18 protein-coding genes are annotated in these 19,606 nt (G+C 46.7%); 8 read left to right on the top strand and 10 right to left on the bottom strand.

The features are described from left to right. Positions 1-2 precede the first annotated feature (2 nt). The 3 genes from EXU57_RS06980 to EXU57_RS06970 all read left to right on the top strand — a co-directional run bounded on the left by EXU57_RS06980 (position 3) and on the right by EXU57_RS06970 (position 6,789). The gene (locus tag EXU57_RS06980) at positions 3-1,307 is read left to right on the top strand and encodes an MFS transporter (RefSeq protein ID WP_133267471.1); all 1,305 of its coding nucleotides are present in this window, start codon (positions 3-5) and stop codon (positions 1,305-1,307) included. 261 nt (positions 1,308-1,568) lie between these two features. Further along, positions 1,569-5,144, top strand: a complete 3,576-nt coding sequence (locus tag EXU57_RS06975; RefSeq protein ID WP_133267470.1) for a nitrate reductase — start codon at positions 1,569-1,571, stop codon at positions 5,142-5,144. Positions 5,145-5,319: 175 nt separating this feature from the next. After that, entirely contained in the window at positions 5,320-6,789 is a 1,470-nt protein-coding gene (locus EXU57_RS06970) for a rubredoxin (protein WP_133267469.1), read from the top strand. Here EXU57_RS06970 and EXU57_RS06965 read toward each other — a convergent pair. The 4 genes from EXU57_RS06965 to EXU57_RS06950 all read right to left on the bottom strand — a co-directional run bounded on the left by EXU57_RS06965 (position 6,775) and on the right by EXU57_RS06950 (position 10,965). Beyond that, positions 6,775-7,356, bottom strand: coding sequence for a molybdenum cofactor guanylyltransferase (locus EXU57_RS06965; RefSeq protein ID WP_133267468.1), 582 nt, complete (start codon positions 7,354-7,356; stop codon positions 6,775-6,777). The genes EXU57_RS06970 and EXU57_RS06965 overlap by 15 nt on opposite strands. A gap of 33 nt (positions 7,357-7,389) precedes the next feature. Further along, the gene (gene moaCB / locus EXU57_RS06960) at positions 7,390-8,307 is read right to left on the bottom strand and encodes a bifunctional molybdenum cofactor biosynthesis protein MoaC/MoaB (RefSeq protein ID WP_133267467.1); all 918 of its coding nucleotides are present in this window, start codon (positions 8,305-8,307) and stop codon (positions 7,390-7,392) included. Between the two features lie 246 nt (positions 8,308-8,553). Continuing rightward, complete coding sequence (gene cydB / locus EXU57_RS06955) at positions 8,554-9,588, bottom strand: cytochrome d ubiquinol oxidase subunit II (protein WP_133267466.1); 1,035 nt, start codon at positions 9,586-9,588, stop codon at positions 8,554-8,556. A 9-nt stretch (positions 9,589-9,597) separates the two neighbouring features. Then, on the bottom strand, positions 9,598-10,965 hold the full coding sequence (locus EXU57_RS06950; protein ID WP_133267465.1) for a cytochrome ubiquinol oxidase subunit I: 1,368 nt from the start codon (positions 10,963-10,965) through the stop codon (positions 9,598-9,600). 309 nt (positions 10,966-11,274) lie between these two features. Here EXU57_RS06950 and EXU57_RS06945 point away from each other — a divergent pair, with 309 nt between their 5' ends. Then, the gene (locus EXU57_RS06945) at positions 11,275-12,450 is read left to right on the top strand and encodes a PepSY-associated TM helix domain-containing protein (RefSeq protein ID WP_133267464.1); all 1,176 of its coding nucleotides are present in this window, start codon (positions 11,275-11,277) and stop codon (positions 12,448-12,450) included. Between the two features lie 57 nt (positions 12,451-12,507). Continuing rightward, the gene (locus EXU57_RS06940) at positions 12,508-12,834 is read left to right on the top strand and encodes a DMT family transporter (RefSeq protein ID WP_133267463.1); all 327 of its coding nucleotides are present in this window, start codon (positions 12,508-12,510) and stop codon (positions 12,832-12,834) included. Positions 12,835-13,513: 679 nt separating this feature from the next. Here EXU57_RS06940 and EXU57_RS06935 read toward each other — a convergent pair. From EXU57_RS06935 to EXU57_RS06925, 3 genes are all read right to left on the bottom strand, one after another. Continuing rightward, a complete protein-coding gene (locus tag EXU57_RS06935) occupies positions 13,514-14,140 on the bottom strand; it encodes a nitroreductase family protein (RefSeq protein ID WP_133267462.1) in 627 nt (208 codons plus the stop codon). A 17-nt stretch (positions 14,141-14,157) separates the two neighbouring features. Continuing rightward, positions 14,158-14,820 carry an NADPH-dependent F420 reductase gene (locus EXU57_RS06930; RefSeq protein ID WP_133267461.1) on the bottom strand — a complete coding sequence of 221 codons (663 nt, stop codon included), beginning with the start codon at positions 14,818-14,820 and terminating at the stop codon, positions 14,158-14,160. Between the two features lie 130 nt (positions 14,821-14,950). After that, positions 14,951-15,589 carry a Crp/Fnr family transcriptional regulator gene (locus EXU57_RS06925; RefSeq protein ID WP_243745534.1) on the bottom strand — a complete coding sequence of 213 codons (639 nt, stop codon included), beginning with the start codon at positions 15,587-15,589 and terminating at the stop codon, positions 14,951-14,953. Positions 15,590-15,776: 187 nt separating this feature from the next. Here EXU57_RS06925 and ureG point away from each other — a divergent pair, with 187 nt between their 5' ends. The 3 genes from ureG to EXU57_RS06910 all read left to right on the top strand — a co-directional run bounded on the left by ureG (position 15,777) and on the right by EXU57_RS06910 (position 17,988). Next, positions 15,777-16,415 (top strand): urease accessory protein UreG, encoded by a 639-nt coding sequence (gene ureG / locus EXU57_RS06920; RefSeq protein ID WP_133267460.1) that lies wholly within the window; start codon positions 15,777-15,779, stop codon positions 16,413-16,415. Beyond that, positions 16,412-17,212: an urease accessory protein UreD gene (locus EXU57_RS06915; RefSeq protein ID WP_133267459.1), complete on the top strand. Its 801-nt coding sequence runs from the start codon at positions 16,412-16,414 to the stop codon at positions 17,210-17,212. Before ureG ends, EXU57_RS06915 begins: the two co-directional genes overlap by 4 nt. A 77-nt stretch (positions 17,213-17,289) precedes the next feature. Then, positions 17,290-17,988, top strand: a complete 699-nt coding sequence (locus EXU57_RS06910) for a sulfite exporter TauE/SafE family protein (protein WP_133267458.1) — start codon at positions 17,290-17,292, stop codon at positions 17,986-17,988. 14 nt (positions 17,989-18,002) lie between these two features. On the opposite strand, the gene EXU57_RS06905 is transcribed toward EXU57_RS06910, so the two are convergent. The 3 genes from EXU57_RS06905 to EXU57_RS06895 form a co-directional block, all read right to left on the bottom strand. After that, positions 18,003-18,419, bottom strand: coding sequence for a hypothetical protein (locus EXU57_RS06905; protein WP_133267457.1), 417 nt, complete (start codon positions 18,417-18,419; stop codon positions 18,003-18,005). Then, a complete protein-coding gene (locus EXU57_RS06900) occupies positions 18,397-18,951 on the bottom strand; it encodes an exosortase/archaeosortase family protein (RefSeq protein WP_133267456.1) in 555 nt (184 codons plus the stop codon). Before EXU57_RS06900 ends, EXU57_RS06905 begins: the two co-directional genes overlap by 23 nt. Positions 18,952-19,320: 369 nt before the next feature. Then, complete coding sequence (locus EXU57_RS06895; RefSeq protein WP_207955410.1) at positions 19,321-19,572, bottom strand: PID-CTERM protein-sorting domain-containing protein; 252 nt, start codon at positions 19,570-19,572, stop codon at positions 19,321-19,323. Positions 19,573-19,606: the final 34 nt, after the last annotated feature.

Here is a 19,606-nt window from a genome sequence, read left to right as displayed (position 1 = left end):
TTATGTCTAATTCTGCTTTACCCCTGAACCGTCTTAACATCTTTAGTTTTAAAGGTGTTCAAATGAAAACCTTTCATATCACGTGGCTCATGTTTTTTGTCTGCTTCTTCGGATGGTTTGGGCTTGCTCCGCTGATGCCATCCATTCGTGAAGACCTGCACCTAACCAAATCACAGGTGGGCAACCTCATCATAGTTTCGGTTTCGTCAACTATCATTGCCCGTTTGATCATCGGAAGGTTGTGCGATACCTGGGGACCCAGGAAAACTGCCGTTCGCTTACTGATCGTTGGCTCGCTGCCGGTCTTCCTCGTAGGTTTAGCAAACGATTACACTTCTTTCCTTTTATTCAGGGCAGCCATCGGTGTTATCGGAGCTTCGTTTGTAATCACGCAATTTCACACCAGTAAGATGTTCGCATCGCACATCAAAGGCACGGCAAATGCGGTTGCAGGTGGCTGGGGTAACCTTGGTGGTGGTATTACCAACATGGTTATGCCACTGATATTTGCAGCAATCGTTGGCTTTGGTTTTACAAAGGGAGATGCGTGGCGATATGCCATGATCGTTCCCGGCATCATGATGTTGATTGTTGCATTCCTGTACCACCGATATACAAAAGATACACCTGCCGGCAACTACGACGAGATTGGCAAGACCGCCAAAGCAACCGTGAAAACAGATTACTCCGTACTGAAAGACTGGCGGATATGGGCGCTCACGATGGCTTATGCCATGTGCTTTGGTATGGAAATCACATTCGATAACGTTGCATCACTTCATTTCGTCGACACCTTTAAACTATCACAATCATCTGCAGGTTTCTGGGCAGGGGTTTTTGGCCTGATGAACCTGTTTGCACGCGCACTTGGTGGCATCCTTTCCGACAAAGCAGGTAAGCGTTATGGCATGCGCGGCAAGGGTATCCTGCTCGCAATTGTGCTGTTGCTCGAAGGCCTCGGGTTGATCCTCTTTGCCCAGGCAGGAACAATGGTATTCGCGATCTTTTCGATGCTCACGTTTGCTTTGTTTCTGAAGATGGCAAATGGTGCTACCTATGGCATCGTGCCATTCGTCAACGAGAAAAATGTTGGACTCATCAGTGGTATTGTAGGCGCGGGTGGTAACCTTGGTGGTATGTTGTTCGGGTTCCTATTTAAGTCCGAGACGATCACCTATGCACAGGCATTTACCTATATTGGTTATATCGTGATCGCTGTTGGGCTTATTGTATTGGTCACCCGTTTTTATACCAAAGCTGAAGTATCAGAAGCAGTTTCGTACGATGAAAATGTTGCGATTGCCTAAAAAGGTGAGGTATTGGGTGTTGATATGGCAATGTCGTTTGCTTAAGTAAATTTTTATGGACCCGGCTACAGGAATTCTATAGGACATCGTTGCGTCGCACTCTTGTACGCCTGGAGGTGACTGGGCAAACAAACTGCATAGTCAGCTTAACTAAACGATTTGGATTGAGGTATTGGTTATTTGGTTGGGAATTAGATATTGGGTATTGAGGTATTAGGTATTGAGGTGGGTTACACGGCAAATAAATAAAAGGATCAACGTATGTCGGAATCATTTAAATCAACCTGCTGTTATTGTGGTGTCGGCTGTGGTGTTGTGGTGCATAAGGATCGCCAAAATAAAATAACCATAGAAGGCGATAAGGATCATCCCGTAAACAAGGGAATGCTTTGCAGCAAAGGCATGAACCTGCACTATACGGTAATGGATCGCAGCGATCGTTTGTTGCACCCTGAGATGCGGTATAACAAAACGATGAGCAGGCAACGCGTATCGTGGGACCAGGCAATCGACAGAACCGCAACAGTATTCAAAACGCTGATCGAAAAGTATGGTCCGGAGTCCGTTGGTTTTTATGCGTCGGGGCAATGCCTTACAGAAGAATACTATGTATTGAATAAGTTGGTAAAAGGTTTTATAGGCAGCAACAACCTCGATACCAACTCGAGGTTGTGCATGAGCAGTGCAGTAGTTGCCTACAAAATGAGCCTGGGAGAAGACAGCGTTCCTACCTGCTACGACGACCTTGAACTTGCCGACTGCATCTTTGTTGCGGGTGCAAACCCAGCCTGGTGTCATCCCATTATCTGGCGCAGGATTGAAGCAGCGAGAAATAAGAACCCTAACTTGAAAATTATTGTTAGCGATCCCCGCACAACGCAAACCTGCGCTTATGCGAATGTTCACCTGCAACTTAAACCCGGAACCGACATTGTGCTTCACCATGCCATTGCGCGTGTGCTGATCGAAAACGGAGACGTAGATACCACCTTTATAAAGAACCACTCGGAAGGTTTTGAAGCTTTCCGGAATAAAGTCATGGAACGCACCGTTGCAGAGTCTGCAGCGATATGCGATATACCTGAAGCCTCCATCCGCGAAGCCGCAGGTTGTATCGGTAATGCAAAGGGTTTTATCACCATGTGGACAATGGGGCTAAACCAGAGTGTTGTTGGTGTAAATAAGAATCTCTCATTAATCAACCTGAACCTTATTACCGGCCATATCGGGAAACCGGGAAGCGGGCCATTTTCCCTCACCGGTCAGCCAAATGCAATGGGTGGCCGCGAGGTTGGGGGTATGGCAAACATGCTGCCGGCACATCGGAACCTCGCCAACGCAAAGGATCGTGCATTTGTACAGGACTTTTGGGGTGGCAAGCCTATTTCCCCGACGCCCGGCTATACTGCAACTGAAATGTTTGAAGCCCTGAACGATGGCCGGCTCAAAGCTGTGTGGATTGTTGGCACCAACCCGCTGGTGAGCCTGCCCGATGTTCGGATGGCGGAGCAGGCGCTCAAAAAAGCCCGGTTTGTGATCGTGCAGGATGTAAGCAATCGCTCTGGTTCGTTGCCCTATGCCGATGTGGTACTACCCGCTGCAGCATGGGCCGAGAAAGAAGGTACCATGACCAATGCAGAGCGACGTATCACCTACCTCAATAGAATTATGGATGCCCCCGGCGAAGCCATTCCGGATTACGAAATCATTTGCCGGTTTGCGCGTAAGATGGGCTATCATGGTTTTGACTTCCAAAACGCGGCTGAGGTATATGCCGAGCACTGCCGGCTCACCGCAGGTACCAACATCGACATCAGTTGTTTAAGCCATGCAATGTTAAAAGAGCAAAGCAGCATTCAATGGCCGTTAACAGTTCCTTCGGCAAATGCTGGTGAACCCGTTGCAATCTCAGGAACAGCACGCCTGTTTACCGATCGGCAATTTCACACTGCTTCCGGAAAGGCAATTATCCATACCGTTGACGATGTTAATACTTCTGAGCGTACTTCTCCCGACTATCCCCTGATATTAACCACCGGCAGAATTCGCGACCAGTGGCATACCATGACAAAAACCGGGAAAGTAAGCAGGCTAAAAAAGCATATCTCAAACGCCTTCCTGGAGATACATCCGGCAGATGCGGCTAAGCGAAACATCCGCGAAAACGACCTGGTAAACATCAACAGCACACGGGGGCAAGTTCTCGTGAAGGCAAAACTTTGTGCCGACATCAAGCGTGGTGTCGTGTTTTTGCCGATGCACTGGGGCAAGGTGCTAAACAGCGATTTAAACCGGGCAAACAACTTAACCAACAACCTGGTTGATCCCCTTTCAAAAGAACCCGACTTTAAGTTCTCCGCAGTTGAAGTTCAGCTGCACCAAAAGCCAAAGCAGAAGGTCGTGATCATTGGCGCGGGCGCTGGGGCCTATGGTTTTGTAAGAAGTTATCGTGCCCTAAATACTGGTGATGAAATCGAAATCTTCAGTCGCGAGGACTTCCCTTTTTATAATCGTGTAATGCTACCCGATTACATCAGCGGTGTGCAGCAATGGCGCCAGTTGGTTAAGATGGCCGACGAAGAGGAAGTAGCTATGAACATCAGGCTGCACCGTGGTTTGAGCATTGAACATATCGACCGGGAAAACAGGATATTAACAGACGATAGGGGAGAAAAACACAGTTACGATATACTCATTATTGCAACCGGCAGCAGGGCAATTATGCTCAGGGACATTCCTGAACTTAAGGGCATATTTACCATGCGTACCAGGATAGACGCAGACAATTTCAGGTACCATGTTGATCCTTCAAAAGGAAAAGTAATTATCGTTGGTGGAGGACTTCTTGGTATTGAACTCGCTGCATCGCTGCGCGAAGTAAGCGTGGAAGTAACGATTGTACAAAGGATTTCGCGTTTGATGGACCGGCAACTCGACATGCTTGGCAGCCAGTTGCTGCATGAAGAACTCACCGACAAAGGTGTTGAGATCTTTTATGACGACGAGATAGAAAGGTTCCTGGGTAGCGAAGCGATATCGGGTATACGTTTAAAAAGCGGGCGCGAAATCAACTGCCAGGCCATTGTTATTGCCATTGGCACCATTCCGAACATCGAGATTGCCCGTGCATGCGGGCTTGAGCACAAGCGTGGTGTTGTGGTAAATGAATACCTGATGACCAACGACCCAAACATTTATGCTATCGGCGAAATTGCCGAGTTCAAAGGATTTCTCTACGGAATAACTGCGGCGGCAGAACAACAGGCTGAAATTGTAGCGCGACATTTACAAGGCGACATCTCCATGTATTATGAAGGTTCACTGTTAATGAACATATTAAAGATGCATGGTACCGACCTTGTATCGATGGGTATACCCGAGGCACCACAAAACGATCCGGCATACGAAGAAGTTGTATTTATCGACAAGGCGAAACGCTATTATAAAAAATGCATTATACACAATGATGTATTGGTTGGAGCGATTTTAATTGGCGATAAAACCGAGTTTATCGAATACAAAGAACTGATACAAGGCAAGATGGAATTGTCGGAAAAGCGGCTTCAGCTGCTCCGATCAGGCAAGGCTGCCGAACCCGTAATCGGCAAGTTGGTTTGCTCCTGTGCGGGTATTGGTGAAGGCAACATACTAAACAAAATAAAAGAAGGTTGCCATGAGCTCGCCGCACTTTGTACCGCTTCCGGAGCGGGCCTTGGTTGTGGAAGTTGCCGCCCTGAAGTAAAGGCCATCCTCGATAAGGCGCAGCTATCCCAGTCGACCGCACAGGGATCGGAAATAGGTAGCGACATGATTGTTCTCGAAACCCAAAGGGCCTAGTCTGAAATGATTTATGTCAAGCCAATCTAAAAATATTTGTTGTTGCCATATTAAGTAACGCCGAAAATCGCAGACTACCGATCAGCCCTGTACAACCGATAAACTGAGCGTAGCAACGATGTTGCCCAATGATATTCTGCCGGTCCACAAAAGAAAATAGAAAAAGCATTTGCTAATGGTACAATCACAAACGGTTTATATCAATTTCAGGGGTGGTATTGTATCACCGGGCAACCTCGAAAACATTCTGAAGATTGCAAAAAATTACAAAATTGCACATGTTCGTTTTGGGCTAAGGCAACAACTTGTGGTTGATGTGCCGGTGAAGTACTTTGACGCATTTGTAGGCAGGTGTTTGGACCAGGACGTTAGCTGTTCGGATAAAAAACAGGCATTACCCAACCTGGTAAGCTCCTACCCTGCTGCAGGCATATTCTCGGGAGAAACGTGGTTGCGTGAAGGGGTTTACAAAGATGTGTTTGACCTGTTTGATTATGAACCGCGACTTAAGGTTAATGTTTGCGACAGCACGCAAAACCTGGTACCGCTTTATACCGGGCACATCAATTGGGTTTCGTCGCCTGCTGTTCACTTTTGGCAACTTCATTTGCGTATACCAAGAACACTTTCGGTGCATCGCTTTCCAGGCCTGGTGTATACAAACGATATTGCACGCATATCAAAAAGCATAGAACAACTTATACTTGAAAACCCGGCAACACAAACCGCTTCAGCGATTTTCGATTTACTTGCTGCTTCAAATATCAACAACAAACCTGAGGTTGAAAACGTTCCGCAACCTGCTTTTTCGTTACCTTATTACGAAGGATTTAACCGGTACGACAACAACTTTTGGTTGGGCATTTATCGCCGGGATGAGCTGTTTTCTGTTCCGTTCCTGCTTGATGTTTGCGCAATATGTTTGCAAACAAAGATCGGCCAGTTGTATACAACACCCTGGAAAAGCCTGGTGATAAAAGGAATTGAAACAATGGACCGGTCGATATGGGAACATGTGCTTGGGCGTTACCGCATTAATGTGCGGCATGCCGCAAATGAATTAAACTGGCAGGTTGAAGAAAACAGCGAAGAGGGTCTTCAGATTAAAAGGCACATTGTACGTTACTTTGATAAAGAAGACGTAAGAACTTTTGGCTTATGCTTTGCCGTTCAAGCCAAGCCCTATTCGCGTATGTTTGGTTCGGTGCTCATAAGGAAAGAGGCCATAAAAAACCCCGGCAGGTTAAAGTCGCTCGAACGTTTTGAGATACTACATACAAAAGACTTCAATCCCAATTCCGAAGGTTTTATCTCGTATAGAAAAAACGTTGAAAAAGATTATCTGGGCACTTACCTCGTTTCGTTATGCAAAGCTTTTTACGACCAGCAACAGGCAATGTTCAGTAACCCGGTACCGATAACACCAACATTGGGTACTGCCGCAAAGCAGGTAACAAACTCGGTGCACCAATGCACAGACTGCCTGACGGTTTATGATCCTGTTGTTGGCGAACCCGAGCTGGAGATAGCTGCAGGCACAGCCTTCAACGAACTAAACCCCGGTTTTTGTTGCCCGCTTTGCGGATCACCGAAGTCGTCGTTTAAAGAAGTTGACCAGTCTACGCTGCAGTTACAAACTGCCTAAATCAGCAGGCGAGTTATAATTTTTCAAAGCTTTCCGGAACGATTCAGGAACGGGCACATACCGTGTATTTACCTGGCTGAGCATAAACCGGAGGCTATGTTTTTGCAGCCCCTCGCTTCTGTAGCGTGCAAGCACCCTTGCAAGAACCCCGGCCCTGTAAATACCACAAAGCGGCTCGGGCTGTTGACCATCGATGAACACATAAGCATCGGAATTTCCTGCTATGTATTCTTTCACCAACATTAGGAGGACGGCGGGCAACATGTCTGGCATATCACAGGCAAGAACAAAAAGGTCCTCTGTAGGAAAATGGATATGTGCCGACAATATGCCCTTTAAAGGACCACCAATGTGTAATGAGTTATCGTCCGTAACGATAAGATTATTTTCATGCCCTGCTGCAAACAAGTGGTGGTTTTCATCATTAACTGATAATACCACCTGCACACCAAGTGAAGCTAAGTTTGCAGCTGCTATCTCGGCCCAAGTAGCAGACCCCTTCATCAATAACCCTTTGGTGGTGCCCATCCGGCTGCTTTGCCCACCGCATAATACGAGCCCTGTCACAGATCCATTTTTGAAATTACCACGATCAGGCTGTTAATCATTGCTGTGTCTTAAACCTTCTGCAACATGAAAAATGTGGATCACATAAGGGAACAGTGCATCCATGGTTTCTTCTGCGCCGCGTGTTGAACCGGGCAGTGTTAACACCAATGAATTCTTGATAAAGCCGGCAACACCCCGCGATAGCATTGCATAGGGCGTGCGCTCCTGGCCATAGCTTCGCGCAGCTTCCATAATGCCAGGGATTGCCCGTTCGATCAGGGGTTCTATGGCCTCTGGTGTAACGTCTCTTTTGTACAAGCCCGTACCGCCGGTAAATATGATGATGTTAAAAGCATGGGCAGCAAGTTCCCTGCACTTGTGTTGTATCGTTTCATAATCGTCGGCAATGATGCTGTACGATGAAGTACTAAGCCCATTCTTCCGGAGTTTTTCGATGACCGCTTTTCCGGCAAAATCTTGTTTGGTGCCAGCCGATACGCTGTCGGAACATACCACAACGGCGCATTTCATTTCGTGCACCGGAAAGTCGGTATATTGGGATTTGCCTCCTTTTTTCTCCTGCAGCTTTATGTTTGTTATCTCCACTGCTTTGTCGATCGGCTTTAGCATATCGTACATGGTTAGTGCCGTAATCGCTGCACCATGCATGGCCTCTACTTCAACACCGGTCCGGTAAATGCTATGGACCTCCACCTGTACAATAATTTCAAGTCCTTCAACATGATGAGTGATGCCTGTAAATTCAACGGGGAGCGGATGACAATCGGGTATAACGTCGCTTGTTTTTTTCACTGCAAGCAAGCCGGCTGCTCTTGAAAATTCAAATACGTCGCCTTTGGGTACCGTTCGCGATTGTATCGCTTCTATGGTTTCAGGTGACGACACTTTAACTACAGCAGTAGCAATAGCCTTTCTTAAACTTTTTACTTTATGCGTTATATCAACCATGATAAGTAAATTAACAATTGTGTTTGTTGTGCATGATAACAAATGCTATCTGCAATGATCAGGTATTTTGCTGCCCATGCAGTTTTTCTTTATGGACCCAACATTAGTTCTTTGTGGGGCTTCATTGGCGTCGCACTCCCGTCCGACTGGCGCTGCCGGGCGGGCTTGTACAGCAGGACCTCTAAGCGACGATCATGCAGGCACAAACTTCGACACCATTCTTATTGGTAAAGCCAGGTGATCCATCTAATAGCTCATCTCGTCGAGCTTTACCTTACCCCTGAATGTCCAGAACATAAAACCCGTATAAGCTGCTGCAAGCGGCACCCCAACTGCTACAAACATAAGTTGAATTTCGAGTGATTTTGCGGATGATGATGCATTTTGAACCGTAAGCGTATACGCGGGATCAAGGGTTGAAATCACCAGGTTTGGGTAAAGTTCTATTGCTACGATGATCAGCAACAGCGCAACGGTAAGCGACGAGCACATAAAAGCCACCAGGTATTTACGTTTGGCAATAAGCCGGGTGATGTTTGCAACAGAAAGCACCATCATAATCGGAATGATAAACATCCAGCTGTTGTGGCGTATTCTTTCGGATAAATGCGGCACGTACAACAGCGTATAAAAGCTCAGCAGCAATATGCTGATCACAAAAAATATGGTGCTGTGTTTTACGAGTATGGTAAGTTTTGCATAGAGCCGGTTTTCCGTTTTCATTACCAGGAAGATTGCACCATGCATCATAAACAGGGCGACCGTTGTAATGCCGACCATGATGGCATATGGATTTAAAAAGTACAAGGTGCTACCGGTAAAGTTGCCCTGTGCGTCAATAGGTATACCCAACAGTACATTACCCAGTATGATACCAAGCGAAAACCCGAGTAAGGTGCTGGATACGCAATAAGAAATATCCCATGTTTTTCGCCACCACTTCATGGGCTCCTTACTGCGAAACTCAATCGAAATTGCACGAAAGATGAGCATAGTAAGAAAGAGCATGAAGGGGATGTAAAATGCCGAAAAAATGGAGGCATACACTTTCGGGAAACCCGAGAAAAGGGTTCCGCCGCCAATGACCAACCAAACTTCATTGCCATCCCATACTGGTCCGATTGCATTCAGGGCAATACGGCGGCTTTCTTCTTTTTTGAAAAACAAGTGCAGTGATCCGGCACCAAGGTCGAAGCCATCGAGTATAGCATAACCCGTAAACACGGCACCAATCACCAGGTACCACCAGGTTGCATAATCAATACCAAGAAATGTATCCATGCTTATAAATTAAAACTGGTCGGCCATACTCTCCTGCTGCGGCCTGTGCACAACGTCTGCTTTGTAAGGGCCATGCAATATTTTTTTATTCAGCAGGTAAATAAACAGTATAAACAGGAGGAGGTAAACAAGGGTAAAAAGGATCAGGGAAAACAACACCTGGTTTGCGGTAACCGACTTCGACAAAGCATTCGACGTTCGCAACAGGCCGTAAACAACCCACGGCTGACGGCCGGTTTCTGCTGCAAACCATCCAGCCTGGTTAGCAAGCTGTGGTAATAGCACCGAAAACTGGAACACCGTCATTAACCACTTCTTTTGAAACAGCAATCCTTTATACCACAAAAAGCAGGCATACAAAGTCAGTCCAATCAACACCATACCTATTGTGATCATAATGTGGTAAGATTGGAACACGATATTTAAGGCGCCGGGCCGATCTGCTACTGGAAAGCCCTTCAAACCTTTTATGGGGGTGGTAAAATCCTGGTGGGTTAAAAAGGTGAGCCCCTTTGGAATGCTAAGGCCAATCGTTTTTTCTTCCTTTTTGTCGATCCAGCCAACAAGGTACATATCCGCAACCGCAAGGCTATCGAAGTGTCCTTCAAACGCGGCCAGTTTTGCAGGCTGGTGTTCAGCAACAACTTCGGCTGACTTGTGGCCGATAAACAATTGAGAAAGTGCGGAAACGGTCGCAATCACCAGCGCAATCCTGAATGCTGCTGTCGAAAACTGGAGGTGCTTATTTTTTCGAATATAATAAGCACTGATACTAAGTACGAGGAATGAGCCGGCAAGAAAAGACCCTACCCAAACGTGCGACACCCGCTCGATGGAAGAAGGGTTAAAAACCATTGCCCAAAAATCGGTGATCTCCGCACGCGCCTCAAGGCCATCACCAACAACCCGGTAACCGCGCGGAGTTTGTTGCCATGAATTGGCCACCACGATCCAGATCGCCGAAAACATAGATCCAAGAAATACCATGATGGTTGCGAAAAAGTGGGTTGCAGGTTTCACCCGATCCCAGCCAAATACAAGCACCCCGAGAAAACCGGCTTCAAGGGCAAACGCAAAGATTCCTTCTGCAGCAAGTGCCGATCCAAAAACGTCGCCCACGTATTTCGAATAGGTTGCCCAGTTGGTTCCAAACTCAAACTCCATTACAATACCTGTGGCTACGCCGAGGCCAAAGATCAGGGCAAAGATCTTGGTAAAAAAGCGTGTCATATCCTCGTACATCTTATTGCCGGTGCGCAGGAAGAGACCTTCCATAGCAACCATACACAAGCCGAGGCCAATACTTAATGGTGGATAGATGTAATGAAAAGAAATGGTGAAAGCAAATTGGATACGTGAGAGTATTTCTACATCCATTTGAATTGTTTATGCAGGATTGGAGTTGGGCAAACAACCGCACAAAGGTAAGCCGTATGCCCAGTTAAGGTTCTAAAAACCTGCCGGAATTTAGAAGCTAAGTTGTTCACATCAACTCTCTTACCATCGACCTTCAAGACCTGCTTGCATTCCAAGGTTACCAGCGGATGCAATGTAACGGGTTAAGAGAACCCCGGCGTGGAAACAAGGCCGGAGCCTGAGGTAGAAAATTGGTATACATCCCGATGCCACCGGGAAAACAAAATGCCGTTCATTTGCATGCCGTTCACCGGGTAATGCTAACAGCAAATGACACCAAACAGGAAATTATGGAGAAGACTAACCAGGTCGGTACACCTTGTGCTTGGCTTATCGTCGGGGCTGATCATATTCATCGTTTCATTAAGTGGGGCCATCCTGGTGTTCCAGGATGAGATAAAGGATGCGTTTTATTCGTACCGGAAAGTTGAGCATATAACGACAGAAAGAAAACCTGTTGCGCAATTATTGGACACAGCCCTATCTGTTTTTCCCGAAGGAACTCCCGGCCGGATTGTCTGGTTCCCAAAAGAGCGCCCGGCCATCTTTACGGTAAATACCAATACCGGAAGTTACCAGGTGTATGTAAATCCATATTCGGGCAGGGTATTGCATAACGAAAAGGCAGGCGAAGGTTTTTTCGTGAATATGGAACGACTGCACACCCGGCTGCTGTTACCGGCTATATGGGGACGTAAGATCGTCGATCTCTCCATTGTTGTTTTTGTAATCATGCTGATTACCGGACTGATCCTGTGGTGGCCGCAAAACCGTGCACAGAAGAAGCAAAGCTTTAGCATCCGGTGGCGAAGCAGGTGGCGAAGGCGAAACTTCGACCTGCACAAAGTACCCGGTTTTTACGTGTTCCTGGTCGCCCTCGTGCTTGCGATTACCGGGCTGAGTATGAGTTATCCATGGCTTCGAAACGGCCTGAGCAAACTGGCCAATTTTGGGCAGGTTTATGAAGGCGAAAAGGAGGTTTTTCCGCGATCAGATACCATGCAGTTAACAAGTCTGCCGGTCGCTACCCTGATTGATACGGGTTTCAACCAGGCACGCAGGCTAGATACCGTATCTGAGATGTTTTCGGCTTACCTGCCATTTGGCAGAAGTGGTGTTCTGAGTATTTCCGGGTATGGAAAGGCTTTAAGCCATTACCGTCGGAACGACTTTTACTTCGACCAATATTCGGGTGTACTCATCAAAAGCCAGTATCACCGAAATGTGAGCAGGGGCGCGAAAGTGAGTTCCGCCCATTATGACCTTCATACGGGTAGAATGTTTGGACTGGCAGGTAAATTGATCAGTTTTGTTGCCTGCCTTGCATGTGCCGGCTTACCCATCACCGGCTTTTTTGTCTGGTGGGGACGTTCAAGAAAATCGAAGTACAAACAAGGATTTGCAGCTGCCCGTATAGCAGTGCATCAACGAGGGAGCCGGGGTTGATAACTGGACCCAAAAAGAGATGCTGTACCCAAGGCCCTCAACATTAAACGTATCGCTATGAACTGGATATTACTGATTATTGCCGGCTTGTTTGAAGTCGGATTTGCAACTTGCCTTGCGAAAGCAAGAGAAACAACTGGCCTTAATTCCTCCTTGTGGATGGCAGGTTTCTTTGTTACCCTTTCCTGCAGTATGCTACTACTTTATAAGGCAACGCAAACCCTTCCAATAGGAACAGCATATGCCGTATGGACCGGTATCGGGGCAGTTGGAACAGCATTGGTTGGGATAGTTTTCTTCAGGGAGCCCGCTGATTTCTGGAGGATATTTTTCCTGGTAACCCTCATCAGTTCAATCGTGGGTTTGAAATTTGTTACCAATTAACATGCAGTTCGCCAAAGATGGAAAACGGAAGGTATCAAGTGGATATTGGTCTATAGCCTGGCAAATCGCTTTAAAAATTGGGCAAAAAAAAGTGAATACAACAACCGTTATATTCACTCGTCTCTCATGTGCAAAGTCTGTCAGCGCATTACGGTCGCTGTTCCAGAATAGTGAACTTGCTAACACTTATCTTTAACGATGATGCGTTATTTCGTTTCTTCAACCTTAAGTATTGTACAACTGCGGCTGATTGGGCTAAGTTTCAACTTCTCGATCCTTCAAAAAAGATTATTCTGTACACTGCAGAACAGCATCAACAGGGTTTCGCCGAAAAGGTTCGATTAACCTGATTTTTCCCGCTCATCTTGCCTGGTAAATGCCAGGGTTTACCATGCAGGTCTGCAATACCGGGTGTGAAATGCTAATGTTTTGAATTTCTTATATCAATCTCGTTTACTTAAGAGAAATCTTTGGTGACCAGCTGCCGGAATTCTATTTGCCATCGTTTCCCGCCTGGATGAACCCTGTTCGGACGCCGGCCCGGATGAACCGGTTCGGACGGGGGTGTCACTCCCTTGTACCGCATCCCTTTATTCACCAGTTTCTGCCACTCACCTTAAGTAAACGACATTGGTTCTTATATTTAAGAAAGAAGCATCCTAACACCAAACATGAGCGATTATTGTAGCAAAAAGAGTTCTTCTTTATTTCTTCTCACTTTAGCCGATGTTGCAAGCACATCTTTTTCGGCGTCGCGGTAGCCCAGGGGTAGCAGGGTTACACTTCTCAAACCCTTTTCGTTCAGGTTCAGCAACTTGTCGAGTGCCACATTGTTGAACCCCTCCATTGGGGTTGCGTCAACATGCTCTTCTGCTGCGGCTGCAATAGCGGTACCAAAGGCAATATATGTTTGCCGTGCTGTCCAGTTCAGGCTATCCTCAAACGAACGCTCTGCCAAGGGGGTAAGCATCGCTTTAAACTGCTGCAATGAGCTTTCACCCACATTCCGGGTTTTCGCAATCAGCTTAATGTACTCATCGACGTGTTCGGGTGTGATTTTGTTCCACGCGGCAAACACCAGCAGGTGAGAACTATCAATAATCTGCTGCTGGTTGTTGGCAATCGGCAGTATTTGTTTTTTAAGTTCCGGATCGGTAATCACCAGAACGGTATATGGCTGCAGACCCATTGAGGAAGGAGCAAGGCGGATGGCTTCAAGTATACGTTCTACTTTTTCCTGCGGCACAGGTTGACCATTCATTTTTTTAGATGCATATCGCCATTCAAGGGCTTCAAGAAGTTTCATAAAGTTTGTTGTTGAAATTAGTTGTGTAATATTTTCCATCCTGCCTGACCTTTATAGCCATGACGGATATTAGCGTTAATCAGTAAGAGGGTCATGTTTTCCAGTGTGCGGCTGAATGTGAGGTCTCCGGCAATTACGGGATTAAAGCCAACCTCTGTTATCAGTTCAGCTACTTCCAGGAGAGCTTCATCATCATTGCCGGCAATAAATGCATCGAGCTTATATCCGCTAACATCGGTATGATTGAAAGCAGCGCTGAAGTTGGTGCTAAAAGCTTTTACAACCCGCGCGTGTGGAAGCAGCTCCTGTAATTGTTCCCCTGCACTGGTGCCCGGCTCAGTTACAAGGCGGCAAAAATCAGCGCTCAGGGGATTGGATATGCTGATCACGATCTTGCCTGTGGCAACGGCCCTGATTTGCTCCGCCAGTGTAGCTTCGGCTGCATAGGGAACGGCGGCGATTATGATATCTGCCTCCCAGCTTGCGTCTACACTGCAGCCGATAATCTCCGCGTCAGTATCTCTTTTTGTCTCCTTGAGTGCGGACAGTAGCCCGGATAATTTTTCCTGGTTGTTGCCAAAGAGCAAGAGACGGTTTGGACCATTTACAAGTCCCTTAGCAATTGCACCGCCCATTTTGCCGGTGGCGCCGATGATTGCAATGGTTTTTTGAGCGGCCATACTGGTGATGTTTGTTTAGCAAAACTACGCCTGCATGCCGGGGTGAGCCATTGCGCTGGAACAAGAAATTACATTGATCTGGGTCAAGAAATAACGGACTTCACCCTTGCCTTTCGCACTGCCTATACCCTCAAACTTTCCTGTTCTTCGGGTTGCGCAGGCGGCTCAGGGTTTCAGGGGTTATACCCAGGTAGGAAGCCATCATATGTTGGGGTACACGCTGGGCAATTCCGGGACAGGAAGCGAGGAGCTGCCGGTACTTTTCTTCGGCTGTATGACTAAGTGAACTGACCAATCTCCGCTGGATGGCGATAAGACTATTTTGCAACAGTAAACGAAAGTACCGCTCCAGCTTTGGCACCCGCACCAGCATTTCTTCTTCAGCAGGTTTGGTCAGCAACAGCAACTCACAGTCTTCAAGCGCATCGATATTGTAAACAGATGGCTCAGCAGTGAGAAAACTAAACTGATCGCTAAGCCACCAGCCTTCAAATGCAAACTGCATAATATGCTCGGTACCCTTATCGTCAACGGTGTAGCTACGTAGCATGCCTTTTTCTACAAAAGCAACGTACTTACATACATCGCCTTCCTGTAGCAGGTACTGCTTTTTGCGCAGCTTTTTGGGTATGAAAAATGTTTTACATACCGCACTCTCTTCAGGGGTGATGGGCACTTTTTCGTTGATCTTTTGCAGTAGCAATTCGAACATATACAATGCATCCGGGATGAGCCACAAAAATAGCTGAAGTGCTTCTGCTATTTTCAAGTCCCAGAACTATTTTGAAACCTGAGTATATGGAGAAATCCATTTATTACACACTGCTGTATGATAAGGCGGTAACACCATCTCCATTTTTTAAAGCTGGTTTTACTGGTTTTTACTAATTTGAACCCAATTGCCCGCCATTGATAGTGTTGCAGAACCCCTACTCCGTATATCTTAAACTTAGATAATGCACGAAAGAAATTACATCAAGATTGGCGTGGCAGGACCTGTTGGCTCGGGCAAAACCGCGCTTATTGAACGGCTTTCGCGGGCAATGTATAGCCAATATAGCATTGCCGTAATCACAAATGATATCTATACTAAGGAAGATGCTGAGTTCCTGACCAAAAACAGCCTGCTGCCTGCGGAACGGATTATTGGTGTGGAAACAGGAGGATGTCCGCATACGGCGATTCGCGAAGACGCAAGCATGAACCTCGAGGCAGTAGAAGAGATGGCCACGCGAATACCAGGACTGGAAATTATTTTTATTGAGAGCGGTGGTGATAACCTTTCCGCCACGTTTAGTCCTGACCTTGCCGATGTGACCATATTTGTAATTGATGTTGCAGAAGGTGACAAGATACCCCGCAAAGGCGGTCCTGGAATAACGCGCAGTGATCTGCTGGTCATCAACAAAATCGACCTTGCGCCTTATGTATTTGCCAACCTTGACATCATGGACAAAGATGCAAGGCGGATGCGTAAAGGTGCACCATTTGTGTTCACTGACCTGGTGCGCGGACAAGGGCTTCATGCGATTATCGGCTGGATCAGAAAATACGCATTGATGGAAGAAGTAAATGAACCCGAACTCATCAGATGAGCGGGAGAATCCATATCATAGCCAGTGGTCGTGGAAAAACCAGGCTTAAACAGGCGTTCTTTTCGCAGCCATTTAAAGTGGCAAACATTACCGAAGGTCGCAACGAGCAAGAACTTACACTTATGATGATGAGTTCATCCCCCGGGATCCTGGAGAAAGACTGTTATGATATCCGGATTGAAGTAGAAGAGGGAGCATCGCTTAAACTATTGACACAAGGTTACCAGCGAATTTTTACCATGGCTGGTTCGGCACGACAAACAACCACGGTTTTGCTTGCAGAAGGTGCTTCCCTTACTTACCTGCCCCACCCTGTTGTACCGCACCGCAATGCCGATTTTGGTTCCATCAACGAAATCCACCTCGGCCGTTGCCACCACCTGACCTGGAGTGAAATCATTACATGTGGAAGAAAACTGAGCGACGAAGTTTTCCAGTTCAGGAGATACCACAGCGTGACCAACATTTATATCGGAGAAAAACTCGTTGTAAGAGAAAACTTGTTGGTGGAACCGGGCATTATTAATCCCGCGCAGATGGGGCAGCTTGAAGGCTTCACGCACCAGGCAAGCTTTGTATGTTTGAACAACAAGATCGACTGCAAGGTGGTGATTGCCAGGTGCCGGGAAATGCTTGAAAATTATACAGGGATAGCTTATGGGGTTTCCTTATTGCCTGTCAACGGCATTGTAGCAAGGGTGCTCGGATATAAAGCAGAACAACTTCATGATATTAATAAAGCGCTGTCGGAGGTAGTAAATGCACTTACAAGGACAACAGTGCAGCCGGCACTATAGTAAGGGTATACTGCCGCTAATCAGAAAACTTGAATGGCACTTGCATTGAAATTTACAGAACCTCAGATTACGCCTACATGACAGCTGAATTATCTTACCTGGTCCTTACGGCGATAACCATTAGCCTGGTACATACCATTACCGGCCCCGATCATTACCTTCCATTTATAGCATTGTCGAAAAGCAAAGGTTGGTCTTTGCGGAGAACGGTGTTCTGGACACTCGTTTGTGGTATCGGCCATGTGGGAAGTTCGGTTGCTTTGGGACTAGGTGGGGTTGCACTCGGATGGTCGCTTGCAAAAATCAGTTGGTTGGAAAATGTACGGGGAGGACTAGCCGGCTGGACCATGTTGATCATCGGGTGTGTGTACTGTCTTTATGCATTTTGGCAGTTATCAGCAAACAAATTGCACAAACATTTTGAGGCAGATGAAAACAACATCTATGTTTACGAACACCGGCATGGGACAATGGTATTACCAAGGGAGAAAACGGTGGTTACACCATGGATTATGTTTATTGTATTTCTATTGGGACCATGTGAGCCACTTATACCGCTTCTGTCGTTTCCTGCAGTTAAACACTCTATAACAGGTGTTGTTGTATTGGTTGGCGTATTTACCGTTTTTACGCTTTGCGCGATGGTAACAATGGTGCTGTTGGGTTATTACGGACTATCTCTTTTCGACCAGCGAAAAATGGAAAAATACGCCCATGTCCTTGCGGGTACCACGGTGTTGGTTTGTGGTGCAGGAATGTTATTTATGGGTTGGTAATGAAAAGTTGTAGGTCAGGAAGCGAGTTGTTTTTCTGTTTCGGCGGTAGTTGTACCTGAAAACAAAGCCTGGGTCAGGAGCGGGATAACCGCATAAGGAAGTGGGCTGATTCCTAAGTTTAGCACCAGGTTTATCTCTACAAATGGAAGGTATTGCTGAAACCCTGAAATGCAAAGAAGTGCTACAAACATGCTTAACAGGCAGGCAAAAGTGTTGAATGCAAGCCAGATCTTCACCATGTTGGTGCTCGCGTGCTTTCTGAATACGTTATATCCGACTAAGGCAATACAAGCTATAATGAACGGCGGAAACACAAGCTTGCCATGAAGCCAGTAACCCCGTTCGTTACTGATATGGTAGTAGCCGCTGAACAAAAGAACCAGCAGTAAGCCAAGGCTATACCTTACCCTATACCAGCTTCTTGGCGTCATACTTTTTCATATAAATGACCCATCCGGCAAAGATGAACCCATACATTAAAAATGTAAATGCATAATGGTGTGCAAAGTCGGAGAGTTCGGGATGATTCAGGTTGAGCCATGTGATCGCACAACAGCGAAGCACGTTAAGGAAAAATATAGCTGCAATTCCCATGATTGAAAAGGCAAATTGGCGGGCTAAGCTCGTGGCAAGACAAAAGATAAAACCTGAGTAAAGCACGTACAATTCAAGTGCATTGCAAGGATCGGCGATAGACAGCACCTTGACATTAGAAAGAAATACCTGGATGGCATTTGAGCCTGATTTAACCCAGGAGAAACCACCTGAATAAAGCTCATTTAGCAATTGGGTAGTAGCCTTGCCCGTGACAGTTGTCAGCCATTCATTTGCAAGGTGGTTTGGAATTAAGATGAGGTGGTATAATATCATCCAGCAAGCAAGGAATAATGCTGCGCGTTTTAGGAACTGTAACACACTTGCAGATGCTTTACCGAAGGTTCTTTCAAAAAATATGGCGATCATATGAGCGGAGGCTAGTTAATGAGTTCGGCCGTTGAGTTAGCAATCTGGCGTTGATGTGCAATGAGGTTGTTTACTCTTGTTAGTTGTCGTAACACTATTGACAATCGGTTTTATTGTTGGCTGTTTATGGCAGTGGTAATCAGGGAGCGGGAGTTTGCGTGAGGGATTGAAGTGGAAAGCCCGGAGTTCCCCCCACTTTTTGGGGGGAACGAGGACTTGGAACGCCCGCCCGGCTGAAGCCATTCGGACGGGAAAAGCCCGACCCCCAACATGGGTTGGGGGGCACGCCCAAATTCCGCTTTTAACAATAGCCAATCATTTTCCTGGTCGACTTGAACGTTTGGGTACATGGCTGGTATGATACTGTGCTTATTTATCGGCCGGCTCTGTTGTGGCGCGAGCCTTTTTACGCGCGTCGATCACCTTTTTTGTTCCGTAGCTAATGCCAGCTGCGAGTAAAAGGCTGATGCCCCCGTCAACGGGTACTTCTGCGCCACCCGGGTCGAGCCCATCGCCTGGAGGTGGAGGTCCCTGGGCAAAAAGCGCATTAGTGGAAAGCAGTAAACAAAAGATTGCCATTGAAACAACCTTTAAGAATGTTGCACATGTTCTTGCTATCATAATAATGAGATTGATTAGTGTTTAAAGCCCCGGG

The sequence above is a fragment of the Segetibacter sp. 3557_3 genome, from assembly GCF_004354985.1.
GTDB lineage: Bacteria > Bacteroidota > Bacteroidia > Chitinophagales > Chitinophagaceae > Segetibacter.
This window is presented reverse-complemented; position numbering and strand designations above follow the sequence as displayed.

Excerpts from the sequence above, each read along its gene's own strand:
- EXU57_RS06980 (WP_133267471.1), top strand. The coding sequence starts at position 3 with ATGTCTAATTCTGCTTTACCCCTGAACCGTCTTAACATCTTTAGTTTT.
- EXU57_RS06975 (WP_133267470.1), top strand. The coding sequence starts at position 1,569 with ATGTCGGAATCATTTAAATCAACCTGCTGTTATTGTGGTGTCGGCTGT.
- EXU57_RS06970 (WP_133267469.1), top strand. The coding sequence starts at position 5,320 with ATGGTACAATCACAAACGGTTTATATCAATTTCAGGGGTGGTATTGTA.
- moaCB (WP_133267467.1), bottom strand. The coding sequence starts at position 8,307 with ATGGTTGATATAACGCATAAAGTAAAAAGTTTAAGAAAGGCTATTGCT.
- cydB (WP_133267466.1), bottom strand. The coding sequence starts at position 9,588 with ATGGATACATTTCTTGGTATTGATTATGCAACCTGGTGGTACCTGGTG.
- EXU57_RS06950 (WP_133267465.1), bottom strand. The coding sequence starts at position 10,965 with ATGGATGTAGAAATACTCTCACGTATCCAATTTGCTTTCACCATTTCT.
- EXU57_RS06945 (WP_133267464.1), top strand. The coding sequence starts at position 11,275 with ATGACACCAAACAGGAAATTATGGAGAAGACTAACCAGGTCGGTACAC.
- EXU57_RS06940 (WP_133267463.1), top strand. The coding sequence starts at position 12,508 with ATGAACTGGATATTACTGATTATTGCCGGCTTGTTTGAAGTCGGATTT.
- EXU57_RS06935 (WP_133267462.1), bottom strand. The coding sequence starts at position 14,140 with ATGAAACTTCTTGAAGCCCTTGAATGGCGATATGCATCTAAAAAAATG.
- EXU57_RS06930 (WP_133267461.1), bottom strand. The coding sequence starts at position 14,820 with ATGGCCGCTCAAAAAACCATTGCAATCATCGGCGCCACCGGCAAAATG.
- ureG (WP_133267460.1), top strand. The coding sequence starts at position 15,777 with ATGCACGAAAGAAATTACATCAAGATTGGCGTGGCAGGACCTGTTGGC.
- EXU57_RS06915 (WP_133267459.1), top strand. The coding sequence starts at position 16,412 with ATGAGCGGGAGAATCCATATCATAGCCAGTGGTCGTGGAAAAACCAGG.
- EXU57_RS06910 (WP_133267458.1), top strand. The coding sequence starts at position 17,290 with ATGACAGCTGAATTATCTTACCTGGTCCTTACGGCGATAACCATTAGC.
- EXU57_RS06905 (WP_133267457.1), bottom strand. The coding sequence starts at position 18,419 with ATGACGCCAAGAAGCTGGTATAGGGTAAGGTATAGCCTTGGCTTACTG.
- EXU57_RS06900 (WP_133267456.1), bottom strand. The coding sequence starts at position 18,951 with ATGATCGCCATATTTTTTGAAAGAACCTTCGGTAAAGCATCTGCAAGT.
- EXU57_RS06895 (WP_207955410.1), bottom strand. The coding sequence starts at position 19,572 with ATGATAGCAAGAACATGTGCAACATTCTTAAAGGTTGTTTCAATGGCA.